Origin of the sequence: Glutamicibacter sp. FR1 (assembly GCF_047300825.1) — a bacterium.
Classification (GTDB): Bacteria; Actinomycetota; Actinomycetes; order Actinomycetales; family Micrococcaceae; genus Glutamicibacter; species Glutamicibacter nicotianae.
On sequence record NZ_CP178602.1, the window covers coordinates 1,389,893 to 1,412,034 of the forward strand.

Below are 22,142 nucleotides of genomic sequence, written 5' to 3' on the forward strand. Positions count from 1 at the left end.
AGCACCATCTGCACTTGATCGACAGGGACATCTTCACGATGACAAAGACTGCCCGCCAGGGCGCGCAATCCGGCACCGAGACCCAGAAGCCGCCGCTCTCGCCCACAGCCCGGCGTTTCGCCAACTCCACCAATACTTCGGTTGGCGCCATGCTCGCCAAGATCATCATGGTGGCGATCGTTGATGCGACCGCAGTGTTCGCGATCTTCACCGCCTTGGGACGCGAAGCCTGGGTGATTGCCTCGGTCATCGCGGTGATTACCGTGGCTATCAATGTGGTCTACTTCAAGCGCGGCTGGTTGCCGGCAAAGTACCTGCTGCCGGGCACCATTTTCCTGTTGATCTTCCAGGTGTTCGTCATCGGCTACACGGGGTACATTGCCTTCACCAACTACGGTTCAGGGCATAACTCGGACAAGGACGATGCAATCAGCGCCTTGCTGCAGTCCAACCAAAACCGTGTCGAAGGATCGGCCGGCTACCCGGTGTCCATCCTTGAGGGGCAGGACGGGCTGGCCATGCTCATCGAGCGCGATGGCCAGCAGCTGCTTGGCGATGCCGATGAACCATTTGCCCCGGTAGACCCGGCGGGACTGGGGGACTACAGCGAATTGGCTTTCGCCGATTTGCTGGGGCGCCAGCAGGAAGTGACCTCGCTGAGCGTTCCCTTCACCGAGAACCCGGCAGATGGCACCTTGCGCACCAGCGATGGCCGCACCGCCTACCAATACACCTCGTCCATCAAATACGACGAGGCCGCCGACACCATGACCGACAAGGCCACCGGTGTGGTGTACAAGGACACCGGAGTCGGCGCCTACACCGCCGAAGACGGCTCGCAGCTGATGCCCGGCTGGTCCATCAACGTCGGATTCGATAACTTCACTCGGGCGATCACCGATTCCTCGATTCGCAACGCGCTGTTCTCGGTCACCGTGTGGACTTTTGCCTTCGCTTTCCTCTCGGTAGCCACCACCTTCTTCCTGGGACTGTTCCTGGCGATTGTCTTCAATGACATGCGCATGAAGGGACGGAAGATCTACCGCGTCATCTCGATCCTGCCCTACGCATTCCCTGCGTTCCTCGGCGGCCTGGTCTGGGCTGGCATGCTCAACCGCGACTTCGGATTCGTGAACCAGGTGCTCTTCGGCGGGGCCGAAATCCCCTGGCTGACCGACCCCTGGCTGGCGAAGTTCTCGGTGCTCTGGGTGAACCTGTGGCTGGGCTTCCCATACATGTTCCTGGTGTGCACCGGAGCCTTGCAGTCCATCCCCAACGAACTCTCCGAGGCGGCCACCATTGACGGTGCCAAGCCTTTCCAGATCTTCCGCCTGATCAAGCTTCCGCTGCTGCTGGTCTCGGTAGCTCCGCTGCTGATTAGCTCCTTCGCGTTCAACTTCAACAACTTCAACGTGATCTACATGCTCACCGAAGGCGGGCCGCGCCTGCAGGATGCAGGATTGAACGTGGGAGCCACCGACATCCTGATCTCCATGGTCTACAAGGTGGCCTTCGTCGGCTCGCAACGCGACTACGGCCTGGCCAGCGCCTTCTCCATCATCATCTTCGTGATCGTCGCGATCATCTCGATTATCAGTTTCAAGCAGACAAAGGCACTGGAGGAGCTGAACTAATGAGCACCCAAATCACCAGCCGTCCCGCGGCACGCGCGCCCAGGGAACGGGCACCGCGGCGAGGCTTTGGCAAATGGTTCGCCACCACCGGCTGGCGCCACCTGATCGGCGTAGCCCTGTGCATCTATGCGGCGTTCCCGTTGCTCTATGTGCTTTCGGCATCGCTGAACCCCAACGGCACCCTGCTGTCCTCCAACGGCTTCTTCAGCACCGTCGGCTTCAACAGCTATGTGGAGCTGTTCCAGAACGAGCAGCGTCCCTTCGGTGCTTGGTTCGTGAACACCTTGTTCATCGGACTGACCACGGCCGCCGCCTCCGTGTTCCTCGGGGCGCTGGCCGCCTACAGCTTCTCGCGGATGCGCTTCACCGGGCGCCGCGTGGGCCTGGTCAGCCTGCTGGTCGTGCAGATCTTCCCGCAGCTGCTGGCAGTGGTGGCGATCTTCATCCTGCTCACCTCGCTGGGAGATGTCTTCCCGGTGTTGGGCATCGACAGCCAGATCGCCTTGATCATGGTGTACCTGGGCGGCGCACTGGGAGTGAACACCTACCTGATGTACGGCTTCTTCAACACCGTTCCAGTGGAAATCGATGAAGCGGCGAAGATCGATGGGGCCGGCCACGCCCGCATCTTCTTCACCATGATCCTGCGCCTGGTGGCGCCGATCCTGGCAGTTGTCGGCCTGCTGTCCTTCATCTCCAGCACCTCGGACTTCGTCATCGCCTCCGTCATCCTGGTCTCCCCGGAGAACCAGACGCTGGCCGTGGGCCTGTACTCCTACGTCTCGGAGGAGTTCACTTCCAACTGGTCGGTCTTCGCCGCCGGCGCGGTGCTGGCAGCAATCCCGGTGATGGCGCTGTTCCTGTTCCTGCAGAAGTACATTGTCGGCGGGCTGACCGCCGGCGCAGGCAAGTAGCGCTCGAACACCTCTACGCTGCTCGAAAAGGGGGCAACGCCACTGGCGTTGCCCCCTTTTCCTGCGCTGGCCAAGCGTTCGGAGCACGTAGAGTAAATGGCATGAAGCCCTACCTGCCGCGCGCCGCCCGCAACTATTTGGAGCAACTTCGCCGGGCCTTGGATTTCTTGTCGCTGGAAGAACGCAACGAGGTCATTGAAACGACCAAGCAGGAGATTCTCCGCCTGCCGGGCGGCGGACGCCGCAAACGCGATCTGGTTCGCCTGCTTGGCGAGCCTGCATCGCGTGCGCGCAAATTCGAACGCCATGAGCCCGAAGCCCTGGAAGTCAGTAGCGGCAAGCACTTCCTGACGCGCATCCTGGCATGGCCAATCTTCGCGCTTGCCTTGCTCACCCTGATGATGGTGCTCTTCGCCCCGCCCCAGACCGCCTTGGTCGAGGGGCAAGGCTTCGGATTTGTTGCCGGGGGAGCAAGCGGCTTCCTGGGGGAACTTGAATTGCTGATCGGCTCGCAGCTGCTTTGGCTGGCCTTCATTCCGGCCATCCTCAGCCTCGTGCCGTTGTGGCTTCCGAATATTGCCGGCACCATCATCCAAATCCTAGGGGCGGTGATCATGACCGCCATCTGCGTGGCCGGTGGCGGAACGCTCGCTCTCTACTTCGTCCCGGTCACCGTGCTGCTCTGGGCACAGGTATTCACCCCGCTGCTGATGATGCGTGGTTCCATGGCCAGGCCAGGGCCAGCCTGGCTCATCTGCGCTGCCGTGCTGCTGATCCTTGTTGTCGGGTATGCCAGCTACCAGGGGCTGGCTGGATTCAGCGGTGCACCGTGGCTGATTGCGGCTCCGGCCGTGCTGCTGGCTGTGCTGGCGCTGCTGCTGCCGTTCCGCTGGAAGCTGGCCCATATTGCCCTGGTGGCAGCCGGCCTGCTGGTGATGGCTGCTGGATTCGTCGCCGCGCTGCCCGGAACCTACGGCGCAGTTCTAGCGTGGCCATGGCTGGCTGGCGGGATGGGCTTCGCCGTTGGCCATCTCGCGGTAGCCGCAGGCATGTGGCATGAGCGGGCCAGGAAATTGCTGGCCCTGTTTTAGCGTTTTCAGGTCTTGTGGTGCTTTATGGGATTTTCCATAGGGAATGCGTATATCCTCTTGGCATGGCCGAAAATAAGGAAAAATCCTCTCCTGAACCTATAAAACGAGGTCGCGGGCGCCCGCGCAAGGACTCCGAGTTCCAGACCCTGAGCAAGGATCAGATTGCCCAGAAGGCATTGGAAATAGCCGGTGCCGAGGGCTATGACGCGCTGACCATGCATCGTCTTGCGACCGAATTCAATGTCACCCCGCGGGCGTTGTACAACTACGTGGCTGACCGCCAGGAAGTCATCAACCTCGCTGTATCGCGATTCATATCGATTAATCCGCTGATTGAATTCGACTGCAACGACTGGAAGCGTGGTGTGACCGAAGCCTACAATGCGACGCGCAAGGCCTACCGCGCCTACCCCCGGGCATCGCAGATGGCGCTCGACGAAAAGCTCAAGGTCGAGCCCGGCCCATTCCGCAACGAATTGATGGAACGGATCCTAGCGTTCTACGTGGATATCGGTTTGACGCTCAAGCAGGCTGTAGCGCTGGTCCGCGCGCTGGAACGGGACGTCCTGGGTTTCGTGATGCATGTGGATTACTACTACGACCGCCGCTCAAAAGACAGCCCGGACTATGTGAGCTCGCTGGTGCCGCTCCAATTGCTTGACGCCTACCCGGAAGTTCCCACGCCGCTGGCACGCCAATCCCTCGAGTTGCCTCAGCAAGACAGCGACGACCTCTTCGAGGAAGTTATCGAGTTGAGGTTGCTGGCCATTGCACAGATGCTTGAGCTCAACCGCACCGCCGAGAATCCCGAACAGTGAAAAAGCACGTCGACAGGGAATAATAGCCAGCCGGCTGGCGCTGTAGGGTGCAGGGCCGCAGGAATCTGCGGCCTGGAATTCGTGTGAAAGTTGGCCCATGTCCCAGAGCAAGCCGCATGCGGCACCAGTTGCCGAGGAACTCTCGGCCGGAGCCCGGTGGCGATTGCTGGGTGTGCTGCTCGCCGCGATGTTCATGTCCCTGGTGTCGGTCAGCATCGTCAACGTGGTTCTCCCAGCCATCGGTTCCACGCTGCACGCCACCGAGGCCGACCTGCAGTGGGTGCTGGCCGGATATGCGTTGACCTTCGGCGTGGTGCTGGTAGCCGCTGGACGCGCCGGCGACCTGCTGGGCCGCGGCGTGATATTCGTGGCAGGCGTCGCGATCTTCACGGCGGCCAGCGTCCTGGCCGGATTGGCAGCTGACCCGCTGGTATTGAATATTGCCCGGTTCATCATGGGCATTGGCTCCGGCCTGCTCAACCCACAGGTGATGGGCATGATCCAGCAGCATTTCCGTGGCGCTGCCCGCGGCCGGGCCTACGGCCTGCTGGGCACAGCTGTTGGCTTCTCGGTGGCCATCGGACCGGTGCTGGGCGGATTGCTGATCAACTGGCTTGGCGATGACGCCGGCTGGCGCTCCACGTTCCTGATGAACGTGCCGGTCGGCGTGCTGGCCATTGTGCTGGCCTTGCTGTGGCTGCCCAAGCCGCTATTCAGCAAGCCAACGGGCAAGGTGGATTTGGATCCAGTTGGCGGTTTGCTGCTGGCAGTAGGCATTTTCGCCTTGCTGCTGCCCTTCGTGCAGGGACGCGAAACCCCGTGGCTCTGGTCGCTTCTGGCATTGGCAGTCCTGCTCCTGGTGCTCTGGGTCCAGTGGGAGAAGAAGTACAAGAAGCGCGGTCGTGAACCAATGGTGGAACTGGCTTTGTTCAAGATCCGCAGCTTCACCAATGGCACGCTGATCGCAGGCCTTTACTTCATGGGGGTTTCCAGCGTCTGGGTGCTGGTGGCAATCTATGTCCAGCAATCCCAGGGCTTCAGCGCACTGGAAGCAGGTTTGATCTGCCTTCCGGCCGCACTGCTGTCGGCCTTCAGCTCCGATATCGCCGGACGCTACGTGATGACCTTGGGACGGAAATTGGTTATTGGCGGCATCCTCAGTGCACTGTTCGGCCTGCTGACCACCATTGCCGTGGTGCTCTTAGAAGACCGCGGGGCGCTGAGCATCTGGTGGATGCTGCTATCACTGGCCTTCATCGGAGTCGCGCAGGGCTTCATTATTTCGCCTAACCAGGCGCTGACCCTCATGGAAGTTCCCGTGGCCAATTCGGGAAGTGCCGGAGGGTTGATGCAGACTTCCCAGCGCGTGGGCACGGCCGTGGGCATTGCGGTGATCACCGCTGTCTTCTACGGCATGAATCATATTGCCGGGTATTCGCTGGCCATGTCGCTTTCCTTCGTTGCCATTTCGCTCTTGGTTTTGGCCACCCTCTTGGTCGGTGTCATCGACCTGCGCCATGGCCATGCCGCGCACGCCAAGCCGGAAGCTGAGGAAGTAGTTCCGGCCAGCACCGGCGCGCAGCGTACGGTGACCGGCGCAATCGAGATCGCCGGGCCGAAGGAGCCAACGCCGCCAGTAGACTCCCAGCCATAATTCGGTGCTGGTCAGCGGAGGATTCTGGACCTAGGCTGGGACCATGAAGCGATTCTTCCTGAGCAGCGCAGCAGTAGCTCTGGCCTGTGGCGTTGCCGCCTGCGCATCTACCGGGAGCGGGTCTGGCGCCAGCCAGCCAACTGAAAGCGAGACCAGCGTGATACTGCAGGATCCGGCAGGTTTGTGGGGCAGCAAGGAACAAGGCCAGCCGTGGCTGGAACTTTCAGCGGATGGCAAGGTCGCCGGCAGTGATGGCTGCAACCGCATTACCGGCACATGGAGCGGATCCGAAGAGCTGGAATTCGGCGCGTTGGCTTCGACAAAGATGTACTGCGAAGGCGTGGATGACTGGCTTTCGCGTGCCGCCACCGCCAAGCTGGAGGAGGGCAACAAGATGCTTGTTCTTGACGCCAACGGCGAAGAGCTGGGAACCCTTGCTTATGGTGGCAGCAATTCCTAGCTCATGCGCCTGGCGCAGACGCTATGCGCTAACGCGGTAACCGGAGATCATCGGGCACTCGAAAGGATCCCGGGCCGATAGCCCTACCTTGTTCAGGTAGGTGATCACCTGTGCGTAGGATTCGCGGACACTGGCCACGGTGTAGGGCACCTGATGCTCTTCGCAGTACTGGCGCACGATGCGCGAGACGCCGGCCAGGTTGGCGCGCGGCATGGACGGGAACAGGTGGTGCTCCACCTGGTAGTTCAATCCGCCGTAAACGTGGGAGAGCACGCGGTTGCCCCAGCTGGATTTGGCCATGACATTACGTCCGGTCAGTACCTGGCGGGAGAAGAAGTCAATGCGGGCGTTCTGGGGAACCATCGGCATGCCCTTGTGGTTCGGTGCGAAGGATGCGCCCATGTAGATGCCGAAGACAGCCAGCTGCACGCCGAGGAAGGCGAATGCCATGCCCACCGGAAGGAAGTAGAAGATGACCGCCAAGTAGATGGCGATGCGCAGGAAGATGCCGGTCATTTCGCGTTTGCGGTTCTTGACCCGGCCAGCCTTGAACAGGTACTTGATCGAGTGCATGTGCAGGTTCAAGCCCTCAAGGGAGAGCAGCGGGAAGAACAGGTAGCCCTGGCGGTTGGTGATCCACTTGAGCACTCCGCGCTGGCGCTTGGCATCTTCGGTCTGGAACGAGATGGTGTCCCACTCGATATCCGGATCCTTGCCCACGGTGTTGGGCGTCGCGTGGTGCTTGTTGTGCTTGTTCATCCACCACTGGTAGCTGATGCCCACCACGATATTGGCCAAGAACTGGCCCAGCTTGTCATTGCGCTTGTGCGAAGCGAGGATCTGGCGGTGAGCCGCCTCGTGCGCCAAGAAAGCGAACTGGGTAAGCAGCAGGCCCAGGGCCCCTGCCATCAGCAGCTGGAACCAGCTGTCGCCCAGAAGGATGAAACCGGTGACAGTGCCGGCTAGCAGCACGGTCAGCACAATGCCCAACCCAAGGTAGTGTCCGCGGCGGCGGCCGATCAGTCCGGCTTCGGTGACCAGCTTTTTGACGTGGAAGAAGCTCTTGGGATCTCCCGGCTTGACCGTGGGCCCTTGGGAATCGAGTGTTGCAGTGCTGCTCAAGAAAATATCCTTGGGTACTAGGCGTCGACTTCGCAGTCGAAAGAACTGAAAAACTCGGCTCCCTTAGTGCCAATACTACGTTGGATAGCTGTGAACTTACTAGTGCAATAAACGCCCAAGCCAGAACCTAAAAATGGGCTGTTAGTTGGCCTTCTGCAACTTCCCATCTGGCCGCTAAGGTGACATTTTCAAGTAATCGGCGATCGTGGGTGACCAGAAGCAGTGCTCCGGTGTAGGCTTCCAAGGCTTCTTCGAGCTGCTCGATGGCCGGAACATCCAAATGGTTGGTCGGCTCATCGAGTACTAGCAGGTTCACCCCGCGGGCCTGGAGCAGTGCCATGGACGCGCGGGTGCGTTCGCCGGGGGAGAGCTCATCGACCAATGCTGAGGACTGGTCGGCTTTCAGGCCGAACTTGGCCAGCAAGGTGCGTACTTCGGCGGCTGAATACTCGGGAACTTCGTGTTCGAAGGCTTCGCCCAGCGGCAGGTGGCCTGGCAGCTGGGTGCGCGCCTGGTCGATTTCGCCGATATTCACCGAGCTGCCCAGCGAAGCGGTGCCGCTGTGCGGGGCCAGCTTGCCCAGCAGCAGGTTCAGCAAGGTGGACTTACCTGCGCCATTGGGGCCGGTAATGCCAATGCGATCCCCGGCATTGACCTGCACCGAAACCGGTCCGAAGGTGTAATCGCCGTGGGATACCGAGGCTTCGTGAAGCGTGCACATGACCGAGGAACCGCGTGGAGCGGCGGCGATGGAGAACTGCAGTACCCATTCCTTGCGCGGTTCTGCCACCTCGTCCAGCCGGGCAATGCGCGATTCCATCTGGCGCACCTTCGCGGCCTGCTTCTCCGAGGACTCGGAGTTGGCGCGGCGGCGGATCTTGTCATTGTCCGGAGCCTTGCGCATCGCATTGCGCACGCCCTGGGATGACCATTCGCGCTGGGTGCGGGCGCGGGCGACGAGATCAGCCTTCTGGTTCTCGAACTGCTCATAGGCTTCAAGGGCATGGGAACGGTTGATGGCTCGTTCGGCGAGGTATGAGTCGTAGCCGCCTTCATAAGTGGCCACCTGGTTCTGCGCCAGGTCCAGCTCGATGATGCCGGTGGTGCACCGGGCAAGGAACTCGCGGTCATGGGATACCAGGATCACCGGTGCACGCAGAGAATTGATGAAATTCTCCAAGTGCTCCAAGCCGTCAAGATCAAGGTCATTGGTCGGCTCATCGAGCAGTACTGCATCGAAGCGGGAGAGCAGCAGGGCTGCCAGTGCCACACGGGCCACCTGTCCGCCGGAAAGTGCTGTCATCTCGGTATCCACTGGAAGGGTGAAGCCAAGCTTGGCCAATACCTCGGGGATGCGGTCTTCCAAGTCCATGGCCCCGGAAGCCATCCAGTGGTCGAAAGCCGCGGCGTACGCGTCATCCGCACCGGGCTTGGATCCGCCCAGATCTTCGGCAGTGGATTCCATGGCGGTGGTGGCCGCGGCGCAACCAGTGCGGCGGGCCAAGTACGCGGTAATGGTTTCGCCCGGGACGCGGTCGTGTTCCTGGGGCATCCAGCCGATGAACGCGGAATCCGGGGCGGTGCTCACGGTTCCGGCCTGCGGGTCAGCAGCTCCGGCCAGCAGTGAGAGCAACGTGGATTTGCCGGCGCCATTGGCGCCCACCACGCCATAGACATCACCGGGTGCGGCGGTGAAGTTCAGATTCGAGAAGAGGGTTCGGTGGGCGTGGCCACCTGCGAGGTCTTTGGCCACGAGTGTTGCAGTCATGGCTTCAATTCTAGTTCCAGTTAGGCACCAAGGAATCCTGCTGTGGCCTAGACAATCCCCATCAAGAGCATTAGTCTATTAGCGTGCATGCAGATAATAATATTTATGCTCCGGATCCCTCCACGGAATTCGTTGAGCTGGCCGCCGAAGTCTTCGGCTTGCTCTCGGATGCAACCAGGATCCGCATCGTGTTGCATCTGCGCCGTGCCGGAGAGCTTTCGGTCAATGCGCTCGCAGAGCTCGTCGAGAAGAGCCCTTCGGGGGTTTCCCAGCACCTGGCTCGCTTGCGCATGGCGCGCATGGTCACTACCCGCCAAGACGGAACCAAGGTCCTCTACAGCCTGACCGATGACCACCCGGCGCGGCTGGTCAGTGAAGCGATCAAGCAGGCAGAACATTCTGTCTCCAATGGCCGGCTGCCATTGCACCACCGCGCTGCGCAAAGCTAGCGCCAAAAGCCAGAGAGGCGGCAAAGATGCTGAGCGTACTAGGAAACCAGTCCTACGCCAGGCTTTTCAGTGCCCAGATGATTGCCCTTCTGGGTACAGGCCTGCTTACCGTTGCCTTGGGATTACTGGCTTTCGATATTGCCGGCAGTGACGCGGGACTGGTCCTGGGGTTGGCAATGACCATCAAAATGGTCGCCTACGTGGCTGTGGCCCCGCTGGTCAATGCGCTGGTCTCCCATATTCCTCGCAAGCCCGTGCTCATTGGATCCGACGTTATCCGCGGGCTGATCGCGCTCTGCTTGCCACTGGTCAGCGAGGCATGGCAGATCTACGTCCTGATTTTCATCCTGCAGTCGGCCTCGGCGACTTTTACCCCGGCATTCCAAGCAGTGATTCCCTCGATCCTTACCGAAGAGCGCGACTATACCCGCGCCCTATCGCTGTCCCGACTGGCCTATGACATGGAATCATTGGCCAGCCCCATGCTCGCCGCAGCGCTGCTGACCATCACCAGCTATCACAACCTCTTCATGGGGACCGTCGTGGGGTTTGCCGGTTCGGCGCTCTTGGTTTCCTCCACCAAATTCCCTGTGATCGCGCCACCGCAGAAGGCGAAGTTCTTCCATCGCCTGACCGGTGGAACCCGAGCCTTCTTCGCGGCCGCTGAATTGCGCAGCCTGATGGGCTTGAACCTGGTGGTGGCCTCGACCTCGGCGATGGTCATCGTCAATACTGTCGTGCTGGTCAAAGCAGAGCTAGGGCGTTCCCAGGTGGACGTTGCACTGCTACTTGGCGCCTATGGAGCAGGCTCCATGATTGTTGCCCTGAGCATGCCCGGACTGCTGGAGCGCGTTGCCGATCGCACGGTGATGCTTGTTGGCGGGCTACTCATGCCGTTGCTGCTCTTGGTTGGCGCGGGCTTGATCTTCTGGGGCGAGGGGAGCAGCCAATGGGCGGCAATCCTCGCGTTGTGGATGCTGCTTGGTGCTGCCACGGCAACAATCCTGACGCCCTCCTCCCGATTGCTTCGCCGCAACAGCACCGAGCAAAACCGGCCCAGCGTATTCGCCGCGCAGTTTTCGCTGTCCCACGCCTGCTTCTTGCTGACCTACCCGCTGGCCGGCGCGCTGGGAGCAGCGATCGGCTTGGCTCCAGTCGCTGCAGTACTGGTGATTGTGGGATTGGCTGGAACCGTGCTGGCGTACCTTTCGTGGCGCTCTGATGTAGTGCCGGTGGCAGTGGAACAGTGAGACAAGGGAAGTGGCTGTGGGGCCGGCTCGTCCAGTGGCGGAATCTAGTCTTATAGACGCAGAAGCTGCAGCACACGCGCCTGATTGATCTGGGTGAAGTCCCGGTAATACGCGCCCACGGCGCCGAAATTCTCTGGCGTCCAGACCGCGTATACATGCTCAGTAAGCGATTCGAGCTCTTCCACTGACTCCCGTGCGGCGACGGGTATCGCAATGACGATGGACTTTGCTTCCAACCGCCGCACCAATTCAACGGAGGCTTTCATGGTGGCGCCGGTCGCGATGCCGTCATCGCACAGAATCACCGTTTGCCCGGTCAAACCGGGGGAGTAAGCCCTGAAGGTGTCGGCCAGCAGCATCAGTTCCGAGTGCGTCCCGTATTCCAAGGAGTCCAGTTCATCAGCGCCGAAGTAGCGAAGTGCCCGGCGGTAGATCTCCTCATTGATGTAGCGTCCGTTGCCCGACGCGTAGTGGGCGATAGCGCCGAATGCCAGTTCAGGATTGCTCGGTACACCGAGCTTGCGAACTGCCAAGGCACCCAGACGCGCCTTGAGTATCTTGGCAACCTCATAGGCGATCGGGACACCGCCGCGTAAAAGGCCTAAGACCGTGTAGCTGCCGGCGGGCAGCTCCAAGGCCAGTCGCACGCCCAACGCCGCGCCGGCGTGGCTGCGATCATCAAACTTCAGGCTCTGGTCAGTGGCCATATACCCAGTCTTGCCCAAAGCCCGGGAAAATCAAGGGCACCCAAGGATCCTGAAGATGGGTTCCACAGAAACGGGAGCTCTGAAGCGACCCCAGATACCTTTTACCTTCAGTTGGAACTTGTCGGAAGCAGAGCCACGAGTCCGGCTGTGTTACCGGCCGGGAGTCCTGCGGTGGCATGAGTGACAATCCTGTGCTGGTAGCCTAACTCGGTGACTGAACTATCTAGCAGGGTCAGGGTGCACCGACTCGATGTAGCAAAAGGCGCACTGATCATTTTGGTTGTCCTAGACCACCTGTTGGAAGCGACGGCAGGATGGGAAGCTCGAACCACCAGACTCCCGCTGACGGCCATCTATATGTTCCATATGCCGGCGTTCGTTTTTCTTGCAGGAATCACCGCCAAGTCCACGCAGCTTCCTCGGCGAATTGGCGTGTTCCTCGTCCTGCTGGTCGTATTCCAGACGCTCTAATTTTTCGCGGTACCACTGTTAGGTTTAGAGCGGACCTTCTCGCTTGTCAGACCCTTCTGGATCCTCTGGTTCCTTTTGGCCATGTGCTGGTGGCAGTTGCTGACGCCTCTAATCTCCAAGTTCCCCAAGACATCCGTGGGCCTATCATTTCTCATAGCTAGTATGTCGGGCATTTTTGAATAGATCGGCTACGACTTCACCTTCTCCCGTGCCGTCGTCGTCCTGCCATTCTTCGTCGTGGGTGCGACCCACGGACAGGTGATTCTCCGCACTGCAGGTCGTATTGCCGTCCAGTGGAAAATTGCAGGAGTTGTAGCGCTGGCCGGAGCGTAGTTGTATCTGTATTATCGAGACACTCGGCCTGGATGGTTGTACGGCAGTTTCTCCTTCGAACGCCTGGATACTCAAGACCCTCAAGGAGTGCTCTTCCGCATTGGTCTGCTGTTCATTGCGTCTGCCGCGATATTCGTATTCTTATCTCTGATGCCGGACAAGGATGGCATGCCAGCTATGCTCGGCCGGCGAAGCTTGGCGATATATCTCATGCACGGTTTAGTAGTTCTCGCTATTACTCCGTATCTTCCCCTGATCCTTGACCAAACAAATAGCATCGTGGCGTTCGTGGCTGCGGTTCCCTTGACCGTGCTGACAGTAGCGCTGTTCGCATTGCCTGTCTTCGACCAGTTGATTCGGTGGTTCAGCCAATTCATCGTCAGACAGATATCTAAGCCCTTGGTGTTGGCGTACCAGCGACTTTGGGAACCGCGCAACTAGGCACGTCGAGATCTTTGGCGGTTACTGGTCTACTGCTGGCCTGATACGTGCTTTCAGCTACCACAGTTGAGGAGATTGGTCATTCATAGCGAACCACTGCTGAAAATAAGAAAATCCCGGGTCCTGCGCGATTATTTCGCGAAGGACCCGGGATTTTGCGTGGCAGCTCAGGGAAGCTGCAAGCTCACGACCAGAGCTTGTTCGGCTTAGACCTGGTTGCCCAGCTTGAAGCCCTTGGAAGCCTGGCCGTGGTACGAGCCATCTTCGTCACCGGCACGGGTGAAGGAGAAGCCGTCGGCGCCGATGGTGACTTCCAGTTCGGAGTCGTCGGTGCGCTCGATAACTTCCTGCACGTTGCCGTCCAGGTCCAAGACCTTGGAAGCTTCGGTGTACCAGGAAGGAACAACTGGGTTGCCCCACCAGTCACGGCGCTGGTTATCGTGCACGTTCCAGGTGATGGTCGGGTTGTCCGGGTCGCCGGTGTAGTAATCCTGGGTGTAGATCTCGATGCGGTGGTCATCTGGATCCAGGATGTACAGGTAGAACGCGTTGGAGACACCGTGGCGGCCTGGGCCGCGCTCGATGCGATCCGAAATGCGCAGTGCGCCCATCTTGTCGCAGATCTGGATGATGTTGTGCTTCTCGTGGGTGGAGAAGGCCACGTGGTGCAGGCGCGGGCCGTTGCCACCCGTCAGTGCGGTGTCGTGCACGGTGCCCTTGCGGTGCATCCATGCTGCGTAGGTGGTGCCTTCGTCATCCTGGATGTCCTCGGTGACGCGGAAGCCCAAGGCCTCGAGGTACTTGCGGCCGCGTGGCACGTCCGGGGTGACCTGGTTGAAGTGGTCCAGGCGGACCAGTTCGCCAGCCGAGTACAGGTCGTAGCGCATGTGCAGGCGCTCTACGTGGGTGGTCTCGAAGAAGAACTCGTATGGGAAGCCCAGTGGATCCTCAACGCGCACGGCGTCGCCGATGCCCTTGACGAAGCCTTCCTTGCGGCGCTCGGTGCGGCAGCCCAATTCCTTGTAGTAGGCCTCGGCCTTGTCGACCTCTTCGGTGGAACGCACGCGGAAGGCCATGGCCTTCAGCGCGGCCACTGGGCCCTTGGTCAGCACCAGGTTGTGGTGGATGAATTCCTCGAAGGAACGCAGGTAGATCTGGTTCTCGTCTTCGTAGGACACGTGCAGGCCCAGCACGTCGACGTAGAAGTTGCGCGAGCGCTCAAGGTCGGTGACGACCAGTTCGGCGTAGGCGCAGCGCAGGATATCCGGCGCTGGTACCGAAGGGGTTGGGATCGGGTTTGCGATCGCTTTGCTCATGATGTGCTCCTTTGCAAGCAAAAAAATTTAGTGGTGGGAAGCTGGTGCTTCCTAGACGCCGAACTTCGGGGAGTGCGCTTCGTTCAGGGTGATCTGGATGGACTGCTGGGTGGTGTAGAAGTCCACCGAGCGGTAGCCGCCCTCGCGGCCCAGGCCCGAAGCTTTCACGCCGCCGAATGGGGTGCGCAGGTCGCGGACGTTGTTCGAGTTCAGCCACACCATGCCCGAGTCGATCTGGTGCGCGAAGTTGTGCGCGCGCTTCAGGTTCGAGGTCCACACGTAGGCGGCCAGGCCGTACTTTGTGTTGTTGGCCAGCTCCAGGGCTTCCTCGTCGGTGTCGAACGGGGTGATGGCAACCACCGGGCCGAAGATCTCGTCCTGGAAGATCTGCGCATCCGGTGCGACATCGGCGAACACGGTCGGGGCGACGTAGTTGCCCTCATTCTCGAATCCTTCGGCGCGGCCGCCGCCGGCCAGCAGCCGGCCTTCGTTCTTGCCGATTTCGATGTAGCTCATGACCTTGTCGAAGTGGTTCGGGTGGACCAGCGAGCCGACCTCGGTCTTCGGGTCGCTCGGCAGGCCGACGCGGATGTTCTTGGCGCGCTGCGCGAACTTGGCAACGAAATCATCGTAGATCTCGCGCTGGACCAGGACGCGGGAACCGGCGGTGCAACGCTCGCCGTTCAGCGAGAACACGCCGAAGACGGTGGCGTCCAATGCGGCTTCCAGGTCGGCGTCGGCGAAGACCACGGCAGGGGACTTGCCGCCCAGCTCCAGGGACAGGCCCTTGAAGAATGGTGCGGCCGCGGTGGAGATGGTGGCACCGGTGGAGGAGTCGCCGGTGAAGGAGACCAGCGGGACGTCCGGGTGCTTGACCAGGTAGTCGCCGGCCACCCCGCCGGAGCCGAAGATCAGGTTGAAGACGCCCTCTGGCAGCCCGGCTTCGCGGAAGATCTCTGGCCACAGGGTGGCGGACAGCGGGGTGTAGCTGGCAGGCTTCATGACCACCGAGTTGCCGGTGGCGATGGCCGGGGCCAGCTTCCAGGATTCCTGCATGAACGGCACGTTCCATGGGGTGATCAGGGCGGCGACGCCGATCGGCTTGCGGTTCACGTAGTTCATCTGGCGGCCCGGGACGCGGAAGGTGTTGTCCACCTGCGCGACGATCAGGTCGGCGAAGAAGCGGAAGTTCTCGGCGGCGCGGCGGGCCTGGCCCTTGGCCTGGGTGATCGGCAGGCCGGAGTCGTAGGATTCGAGCAGCGAGAGCTCCTCGTCGCGGGATTCGACGATGTCGGCGATCTTGTGCAGCACGCGGGAACGCTCGCGCGGCAGCATCTTTGACCATGGGCCTTCCTTGAAGGCCTTGCTGGCGGCGGCGACGGCCAGGTCCACGTCCTCTGGCTGTGCCGAGGCGACGGTGGCGTAGTTGGTGTTGGTGACCGGTTCCTGCACGTCGAAGGTTGCTCCGCCGATGGAGTCAACGAATTCGCCGTTGATGTAGTGCTGCAGGTGGGTTGGGAGATTTTCCGGTACGAAGTGCTTGCTCATGGCAGTTCCTTTCGTGCGTTGTCCCGGTGTTTTCACCGGATGACTTTGGGCAAAACTATGGGTAGTGCAGGGGCTGCCGGCTAGATGGCGCTCGGTGCCATGCCGGCTGCCTTGAGGTAGGCGTTCAGGGTGCGGGCGCGGTGCTCGCGCGCCGCGGCCTCGATCTGCGCCGGGGTGGCGTGATCGGCAATCAGATCCAGCAGCTTCTCGTGTTCCTCAACCGAGGCGCGGGCCCGATTCGGGATGTGCGTGAAGGAGCTCGCGCGCATCGCCGCCAGCCGCCGCCATCCGCGCTGGACCAGGTCCAGGATGTGCGGGTTGGGGCACTGGCCGTAGAGCAGCTGGTGGAATTCGGTGTTCATCCGGGTGAAGGACACCGGGTCGAAATCCTCCAGGCATTGGCGCATCTTCTCGTTCAGCGCCCGCGCCTCGGCGAGCCACTTGGCGTCCATGGCATCGGCGGCCAGCGCGGTGGCGGCCGGCTCGATGACCATCAGCGTCTGCATGGTGTGCAGGTAGAGCGTGGAATCCACATGGGCCACCGTAGCCCCGACGTTTCGGGTGAAGTGGACCAGCCCTTCGGCCTCCAGCCGGCGGATCGCCTCGCGCACCGGAACCACGGAGCAGCCCAGCTCATCGGCAATGGTGCCCAGCACCAGCCGGTAGCCGGGGGAGTATGCCCCGTTGACGATGCGCTCGGAGACCAGCTGGTAGGCCGCCTCGGACTTGGAAGCAGTCATTACAGTGACCATGAGTCCAGATCCGGGCTGCCTGCGTCCTTCCAGGCGTTGTACTTGGCCTTCCACTCGGCGTTCATCGGGAACAGGCCTTCGATGCCGTGGCCTCGCTTGACCATGGCGAAGATGAATTCGTCATTGGACTCGGTGACCGCTGCCTCGGCGGCGACCTCGGCCACCATGGCCGGCGGGATGACCACGATGCCATCGGAGTCGGCCACGATCACGTCGCCCGGCTGCACGGACACGCCGCCGCAGGCCACGGTGATGTCCTTGTCCCAGGCCACGTGCTTGCGGCCGAGCACTGCCGGGTGGGCGCCGTTGTAGAAGACCGGGATCTGAAGGTTGGATACCGCATCCAGGTCGCGCACGCCGCCATCGGAGATGATGCCAGCGGCACCGAGCTGCTGGGAACGCAGGGCCAGGATGTCGCCCAGGGTGGCCGAACCCGTCTCGCCGCGGGCTTCCATGACCAGGATTTCGCCGTCCTTGAGCGAGTCGATGGACTGCTTCTGCATGTTGTAGCCGCCGCCGTGGGCCTTGAACAGGTCCTCGCGGTTCGGGATGTAGCGCAGGGTGCGGGCGGTGCCGATCACGCGCTGCATGCCCTTGGTGGCACCGGGAACCTCGATGTTCACGTTGTTCAACCCGCGCTTGCGCAGGGTGGCGGACAGGGTGGCGGTAGCGACCGAGGCCAGCTGCTCGCGGACCTTGTCGGTCAGCACCGACTTGCCGGTAATCAGGGGTTCCATGCCGGCGCTCTCGCGATCGCCGTAGGCGTCTTCCTTGTCCTTGTCGGTGACCATTGGCTGGTTGCCGAACGCGGCGAAGGCTTCGGTGCCCTCGGTGGCGGTGGTCTTCAGCTTGCCGGTGGATGCGCCGGAAACCAGGTCGGTGACCTCGACCTCGACGACATCGCCCGGAAAGAAGACGGTGGAGCCGGCAGGGGTGCCGGTGAGGATGATATCGCCTGGCTGCAGGGTCATCTGCTGGGACAGGTCGGCCACGATGGTGGCGAAGGAGAAGAGCAGTTCCGAGGTGTCGGCATCCTGGGCGAGCTGGCCGTTGACCCAGGTCTGCACGCGCAGCTTGGCAGGATCCAGGGTGGAAGCATCCAGCGCGTTGGGGCCGAGAGGGGTGTAGCCGTCGCCGGACTTCGAGCGGATGTTCGAGCCCTTGTCCGCGTACTTCATGTCGTGCACGCCCAGGTCGTTCGACGCGGTGACCTGTCCGACGTAGCTCCAGGCGTCCTCAACCGAGACTCGGCGGGCGGCCTTGCCGATGATCAGTGCGATTTCGCCCTCGAAGGCGAGCAGCTCGGTGCCGGCAGGGCGTTCCACGGTTGAACCGCTGGCGGCCAGCGAGCTGGTGGCCTTCATAAAGTAGCTGGGGAATTTCGGGGTGCGTCCACGCTGCGCCGCACGCGAGGAGTAGCTCAGGTGTACGGCAAGGATCTTGCCTGCCTGCACGAAGGTCTCTTCGGTTACTGGGACAATATTGCTCACCGTTGATCGGCCTGCTTTCGTCGAACATCATTTCGTACATCAAATCGTATACGATCAGTTTGGTCCCAATCTCAGGCGGTGTCAAGCGGGAAGCAGGAATCATTCAGCCAGATGGCATCGAAGGCCGGAAATTCCGCAGAGTCACACGAAATTTGGCGCCGCCGAGAGTTTTCCAGAATCGTCGAAATCAGGGCATCAGATCGAATGTACGATAGCGCGCAATTGCTGACAGGAATGACTTGCGGAGGCCGGGAGCCGGCGGATCTGATATTCCGCTAGGGACCCGTATAGGTTGAAAACCGCGTTAAAAACGGCGCTGGCCTGAGAGAATTCCCCGGCCAGCGCCTCGTGCTATTAAGTTGTTCAAGTGGCAGGGCAGGCCGTGGCCTACACGCGGATGGCATCCACGATCTTCACTCGCGCTGCCACCAGTGCCGGGAGCACGCCGGTGAGCGCGCCCACCGCAACGGAGACTCCCATGCCCAGCAGTGCGGCATCAAGCGGGAAGGGCGGCATCTGGTCCAGCTCGGTAGCGAGCACCATGTTCAGCAAGCTCTCATTGGAAACAAGAGCCACGGAGATCAGCACGCCCAGGGCGCCGGCCACCGCGGTGGCGACCACGCTCTCCATCATGACCGAGAAGAATACCCGGCCGGTGGTGGCGCCGAAGCTGCGGCGGATGCCGACTTCGCGAATGCGCTGCTTCATGGTCACCATCGCAACGTTCAGCAGGCTCAGCGAGCCAAGCAGCAAGATGATCACTGCAATGCCGGAAACCACTAGTGCTAGTTGATTCAGGCTCTCATCAGCACCCCACATCAGGTAATCCTCGCGGTGGGAATCGACGGTGAAGCCAGGAAGCTCGGCCTGCATCTGCTGGCCAAAGTGCATAGCCAACTCCTCGGATCCGTCGATAGGCACCCACATCTTGTAGGCCACTTCATTCATCGGGGATTGGCCTGCGAACCAATGGTCATAGGTGGCCGGCAGCATCCACAACTGGCCAGACATCCCGAAGGATCGGGAACTGGCGGTGCCGATGACCGTGACAGACACGGCGTTGCCGTTGCTCACCAAGTCGACGGCGAGCGGCAGGCGCTGGCCTTCCAATCCCAATTCCCTCATGATGTTCTGGTCAACCACCACGGCGGGTGACAGATTTAGCGCATCCTCGGATTCCAGCCAGCGGCCCTGGCTCATGACCAGTCGGTGCATCGGGGCGTAGTCCGGCTCAACCACCAGGGTTTCCGCTTCAAGGGCCATACCCTGATATGAGACCCGCTGGTCGTAGCTGCGTCCAACCATCGTGGTGTAGTCGATCTTGAAGCGCTCGCTGGTCTTCTCGAAAGCCTGCGCCACCGAATCATCGCCCTGCGGACCTCCATCCGAGCGTGCATCGAAGGCATAGGTGGTGATCATTGCGGGACGGCCGTCGCGTTCAAGGCTTTCGGTCATCATCTGCCGGGCCATGCCGGCGCCGGCCAGGGCGGTGGTCAGCGATGCCACGGCAACGGTCACGCCAATCAAGGAGAGCAGCACCCGCAATTTGTGGATGCGCAGTTCCTGCCATGCTTCCAGCAATGCTGCGGCAAATCCGGTGGCCAGGCGTGCAAGAGCATTCATCGGACCACGACCTCGCTGAGCGGATGCAGCCGCCCTGAATCGAGGCGGAACTGCCCACGTGCCAGGGCCGCCACATTGCTGTCGTGCGTGATGGTGATCAGGGCCGCTCCCGAATCAACCGTGGCGGAATCCAGCAGTTCCATGACTGCACGTCCGGTGCTGACATCCAATGCGCCGGTCGGTTCGTCGGCCAGCACCACGCGGGGACGGCGAACCAGCGCGCGGGCAATCGCCACGCGCTGCTGCTCGCCGCCCGAGAGGGTCTGCGGCATTGAATCCAGGCGCCCGCCCAACCCGACACGTTCCAGCGCCTCGGTGGCCAGCTTGCGCCGATTCCAGAAGTCGCGGCCGCTGGCATACATCAGCGGAGCCATGACATTTTCCAGTGCTGTGCGTCCGGGCAGGAGGTTGAACTGCTGGAAGACGAACCCGAGGTCGCGACCGCGGGCATGCGCAGCCTGCTTGGCGCTCAGCCGGACGGCATCCTTGCCGCGCCACAGCAGGCTGCCGCTGGTCGGACGATCAAGCAGGCCCAGGATGTTCAGCAACGTGGACTTCCCGGTGCCCGAACGTCCGACGATTGCTATGTGGTCTCCCTCGGATACGGTGAGATCAATCCCGTTGAGGATATGCAGCTCGCTGTCATCGGGCAGCCGGACGCTGCGGGTGACGTCCTCGAGCTTCAGCAATGGCTCACCACTCATCTGGGTAGGGCTCCATCTGCATCATTTCACCTGGCGCCGGGGTGGATCCCGGGACGAACCGAAGGATTTCGGTCTCGTCCTTCAGCCCGGAAACCACCTCGATGATCTTTCCATCGGTCACGCCCAGCTCTACTTCGGTGCGGATCTCCTTGCCGTTCTCATCCAGCTTCCACACCGCGCCCTGGCCAACCAAGCCGCGGACTGCCGATACCGGTACGGTCACTGCATCCTCGACGGTGCCAGCATCGATTTCCATGTTCATGCTCAGCCCATCAAAGACCACGACGTCAGCTGGAACAGCACAAGAAATCTCGCTGCTTGAAGAGCTCTGAGGAGATTCGCCGGTGGCCATTGGATCCATGGACGATTCCATATCCTGCTCCGCCGTGCTGGCGCTGGATTTCTTCGACGCGCTGTCCCCGACAGACAGATCCTTGCACGTGAAGGGCTCCGGCCCGCCGTCAATAGTGATCGTTGCTTCGAGGGTTTCGTCCATCAGGCGGTAGCGATCCAGCGGATCGATCGAACCGGCCGCCAGGAATTCCTGCGGCTGGATGGAGCCGAGGCCCGTGCCCTTGGTGACGTCATCGCCAATCTCGATCTGGAAAGCGCCTACCTTGCCGGTGGCCGATGCGTAGACATCGTGGTACTTCACGACGGGAGCAGCTTCCAGCGGCAACTGTTCGCCTTCGGAACCCTCGGTGTCTGAGTCGCTGGCTTCAGCGACTTCCGGCTGGGACTCTGTGCGGACCTGGAAGATGCGATCGCCAAGGGAGACGTTGTCACCGGGTTTGACGAAGGCCCAGTTGACGACGCCGTCCACGGGAGCGTTCAGCTCTTTGGATTCGGTGAGCTTGATGGTTCCGGGGATGGTCAACTTGTTCTCGATCGTTGCTTTTTCGGCAAGAACGGTCTCGGCCGGGATTTCTCCGGTGGGGAACAGGTCGTCGTCGGCGGCGGAAGTACCGCCGGCAAACGCGAGCTTCACGAGGCTGACGGCGATCAAGGCGCCGATGACCAGCCAGGCAGCGGGAAGGAAAACGCGGCGGAACGCGCGGCGTTGGCTCATAGAGTTGCTCTTTTCACCATACAAAAATTACCCGAGCCAACTGCAACCTCCAAGCCTAATCAAGAGAAACGCGTAACCTTTATCAGATTGAGATGTATTTTTACTTTGCTAGTCAGACCCGCTAGTCAAATTACTGATCGAAGGGTGCATTTGAGTTCGTTGCGCGCGAGGAGCCCTGTGCGGAACGCCGTGGCGTCGATTGCCAGGGGGCCTCCAAAGGCGATTGGCACGCTGAACGCCCAGCCTTCTTCCTGGCGCAGCAGGGATCACGGAACAGGTGACGCTGGGAGCCCTGCGCGCAGCGGAACCGGACGTGGCCCCGCGGTATGGCGTGCACCGTTAAATGGGGTCGATCTGGATGTCCCGACCGCGCGATTCCGGTGTTCGGACAGTGCCAGGATCGAGAATAGCGGGGATGACAAGACGGTTTAATCCACAGAGGAAGAAGTGCATCATTTGCTTCATTCTGTGCCAAAATTATTTCCCTCCAAATGCTGGCAAAAACCTGGATCCCGGCGTACGATGTCG

20 protein-coding genes are annotated in these 22,142 nt (G+C 61.2%); 10 read left to right on the forward strand and 10 right to left on the reverse strand.

Features of this window, described 5'->3' with window-relative positions:
• The first annotated feature begins 38 nt into the window (after nt 1-38).
• The 6 genes from ACLQ8T_RS06850 to ACLQ8T_RS06875 all read left to right on the forward strand — a co-directional run bounded on the left by ACLQ8T_RS06850 (nt 39) and on the right by ACLQ8T_RS06875 (nt 6,571).
• On the forward strand, nt 39-1,634 hold the full coding sequence (locus ACLQ8T_RS06850) for an ABC transporter permease subunit (RefSeq protein ID WP_413456148.1): 1,596 nt from the start codon (nt 39-41) through the stop codon (nt 1,632-1,634).
• Entirely contained in the window at nt 1,634-2,548 is a 915-nt protein-coding gene (locus tag ACLQ8T_RS06855; protein ID WP_413456149.1) for a sugar ABC transporter permease, read from the forward strand. The genes ACLQ8T_RS06850 and ACLQ8T_RS06855 overlap by 1 nt, the downstream gene beginning before the upstream one ends.
• Nucleotides 2,549-2,649: 101 nt before the next feature.
• A complete protein-coding gene (locus tag ACLQ8T_RS06860; protein ID WP_413456150.1) occupies nt 2,650-3,639 on the forward strand; it encodes an HAAS signaling domain-containing protein in 990 nt (329 codons plus the stop codon).
• Nucleotides 3,640-3,701: 62 nt separating this feature from the next.
• A complete protein-coding gene (locus ACLQ8T_RS06865) occupies nt 3,702-4,457 on the forward strand; it encodes a TetR/AcrR family transcriptional regulator (protein ID WP_083515389.1) in 756 nt (251 codons plus the stop codon).
• A gap of 97 nt (nt 4,458-4,554) precedes the next feature.
• Nucleotides 4,555-6,111, forward strand: a complete 1,557-nt coding sequence (locus ACLQ8T_RS06870; RefSeq protein ID WP_413456151.1) for an MFS transporter — start codon at nt 4,555-4,557, stop codon at nt 6,109-6,111.
• Between the two features lie 43 nt (nt 6,112-6,154).
• Nucleotides 6,155-6,571 (forward strand): META domain-containing protein, encoded by a 417-nt coding sequence (locus ACLQ8T_RS06875; RefSeq protein WP_038992131.1) that lies wholly within the window; start codon nt 6,155-6,157, stop codon nt 6,569-6,571.
• A 21-nt stretch (nt 6,572-6,592) separates the two neighbouring features.
• Here ACLQ8T_RS06875 and ACLQ8T_RS06880 read toward each other — a convergent pair whose 3' ends face one another.
• Nucleotides 6,593-7,693 (reverse strand): fatty acid desaturase family protein, encoded by a 1,101-nt coding sequence (locus tag ACLQ8T_RS06880; protein ID WP_413456152.1) that lies wholly within the window; start codon nt 7,691-7,693, stop codon nt 6,593-6,595.
• Nucleotides 7,694-7,820: 127 nt separating this feature from the next.
• Complete coding sequence (locus ACLQ8T_RS06885; RefSeq protein ID WP_413456153.1) at nt 7,821-9,461, reverse strand: ABC-F family ATP-binding cassette domain-containing protein; 1,641 nt, start codon at nt 9,459-9,461, stop codon at nt 7,821-7,823.
• An 83-nt stretch (nt 9,462-9,544) separates the two neighbouring features.
• On the opposite strand from ACLQ8T_RS06885, the gene ACLQ8T_RS06890 reads away from it, so the two are divergent.
• Both ACLQ8T_RS06890 and ACLQ8T_RS06895 read left to right on the forward strand, forming a co-directional pair.
• Complete coding sequence (locus tag ACLQ8T_RS06890; protein WP_413456154.1) at nt 9,545-9,910, forward strand: ArsR/SmtB family transcription factor; 366 nt, start codon at nt 9,545-9,547, stop codon at nt 9,908-9,910.
• 26 nt (nt 9,911-9,936) lie between these two features.
• A complete protein-coding gene (locus ACLQ8T_RS06895; RefSeq protein WP_413456155.1) occupies nt 9,937-11,160 on the forward strand; it encodes an MFS transporter in 1,224 nt (407 codons plus the stop codon).
• A gap of 50 nt (nt 11,161-11,210) precedes the next feature.
• Here the strand turns inward: ACLQ8T_RS06895 and ACLQ8T_RS06900 are convergent, their stop codons facing one another.
• Nucleotides 11,211-11,867, reverse strand: a complete 657-nt coding sequence (locus tag ACLQ8T_RS06900; protein WP_413456156.1) for a phosphoribosyltransferase — start codon at nt 11,865-11,867, stop codon at nt 11,211-11,213.
• A 237-nt stretch (nt 11,868-12,104) separates the two neighbouring features.
• Here ACLQ8T_RS06900 and ACLQ8T_RS06905 point away from each other — a divergent pair, with 237 nt between their 5' ends.
• The gene (locus ACLQ8T_RS06905) at nt 12,105-12,338 is read left to right on the forward strand and encodes an acyltransferase family protein (RefSeq protein ID WP_413456157.1); all 234 of its coding nucleotides are present in this window, start codon (nt 12,105-12,107) and stop codon (nt 12,336-12,338) included.
• A 369-nt stretch (nt 12,339-12,707) separates the two neighbouring features.
• Nucleotides 12,708-13,112, forward strand: coding sequence for an acyltransferase family protein (locus ACLQ8T_RS06910; protein ID WP_413456158.1), 405 nt, complete (start codon nt 12,708-12,710; stop codon nt 13,110-13,112).
• Nucleotides 13,113-13,318: 206 nt separating this feature from the next.
• Here ACLQ8T_RS06910 and hpaD read toward each other — a convergent pair whose 3' ends face one another.
• The 7 genes from hpaD to ACLQ8T_RS06945 form a co-directional block, all read right to left on the reverse strand.
• Nucleotides 13,319-14,416, reverse strand: a complete 1,098-nt coding sequence (hpaD, locus tag ACLQ8T_RS06915) for a 3,4-dihydroxyphenylacetate 2,3-dioxygenase (protein ID WP_413456385.1) — start codon at nt 14,414-14,416, stop codon at nt 13,319-13,321.
• A gap of 63 nt (nt 14,417-14,479) precedes the next feature.
• Nucleotides 14,480-15,976: a 5-carboxymethyl-2-hydroxymuconate semialdehyde dehydrogenase gene (hpaE, locus tag ACLQ8T_RS06920; protein WP_413456159.1), complete on the reverse strand. Its 1,497-nt coding sequence runs from the start codon at nt 15,974-15,976 to the stop codon at nt 14,480-14,482.
• 80 nt (nt 15,977-16,056) lie between these two features.
• A complete protein-coding gene (locus tag ACLQ8T_RS06925) occupies nt 16,057-16,716 on the reverse strand; it encodes a GntR family transcriptional regulator (RefSeq protein WP_052253786.1) in 660 nt (219 codons plus the stop codon).
• Entirely contained in the window at nt 16,716-18,218 is a 1,503-nt protein-coding gene (locus tag ACLQ8T_RS06930; RefSeq protein WP_413456160.1) for a fumarylacetoacetate hydrolase family protein, read from the reverse strand. The genes ACLQ8T_RS06925 and ACLQ8T_RS06930 overlap by 1 nt, the downstream gene beginning before the upstream one ends.
• A 387-nt stretch (nt 18,219-18,605) precedes the next feature.
• Nucleotides 18,606-19,841 (reverse strand): ABC transporter permease, encoded by a 1,236-nt coding sequence (locus ACLQ8T_RS06935; RefSeq protein WP_413456161.1) that lies wholly within the window; start codon nt 19,839-19,841, stop codon nt 18,606-18,608.
• Nucleotides 19,838-20,545, reverse strand: a complete 708-nt coding sequence (locus ACLQ8T_RS06940) for an ABC transporter ATP-binding protein (RefSeq protein WP_413456162.1) — start codon at nt 20,543-20,545, stop codon at nt 19,838-19,840. Before ACLQ8T_RS06940 ends, ACLQ8T_RS06935 begins: the two co-directional genes overlap by 4 nt.
• Entirely contained in the window at nt 20,535-21,614 is a 1,080-nt protein-coding gene (locus ACLQ8T_RS06945) for an efflux RND transporter periplasmic adaptor subunit (protein WP_413456163.1), read from the reverse strand. Before ACLQ8T_RS06945 ends, ACLQ8T_RS06940 begins: the two co-directional genes overlap by 11 nt.
• Nucleotides 21,615-22,142: the final 528 nt, after the last annotated feature.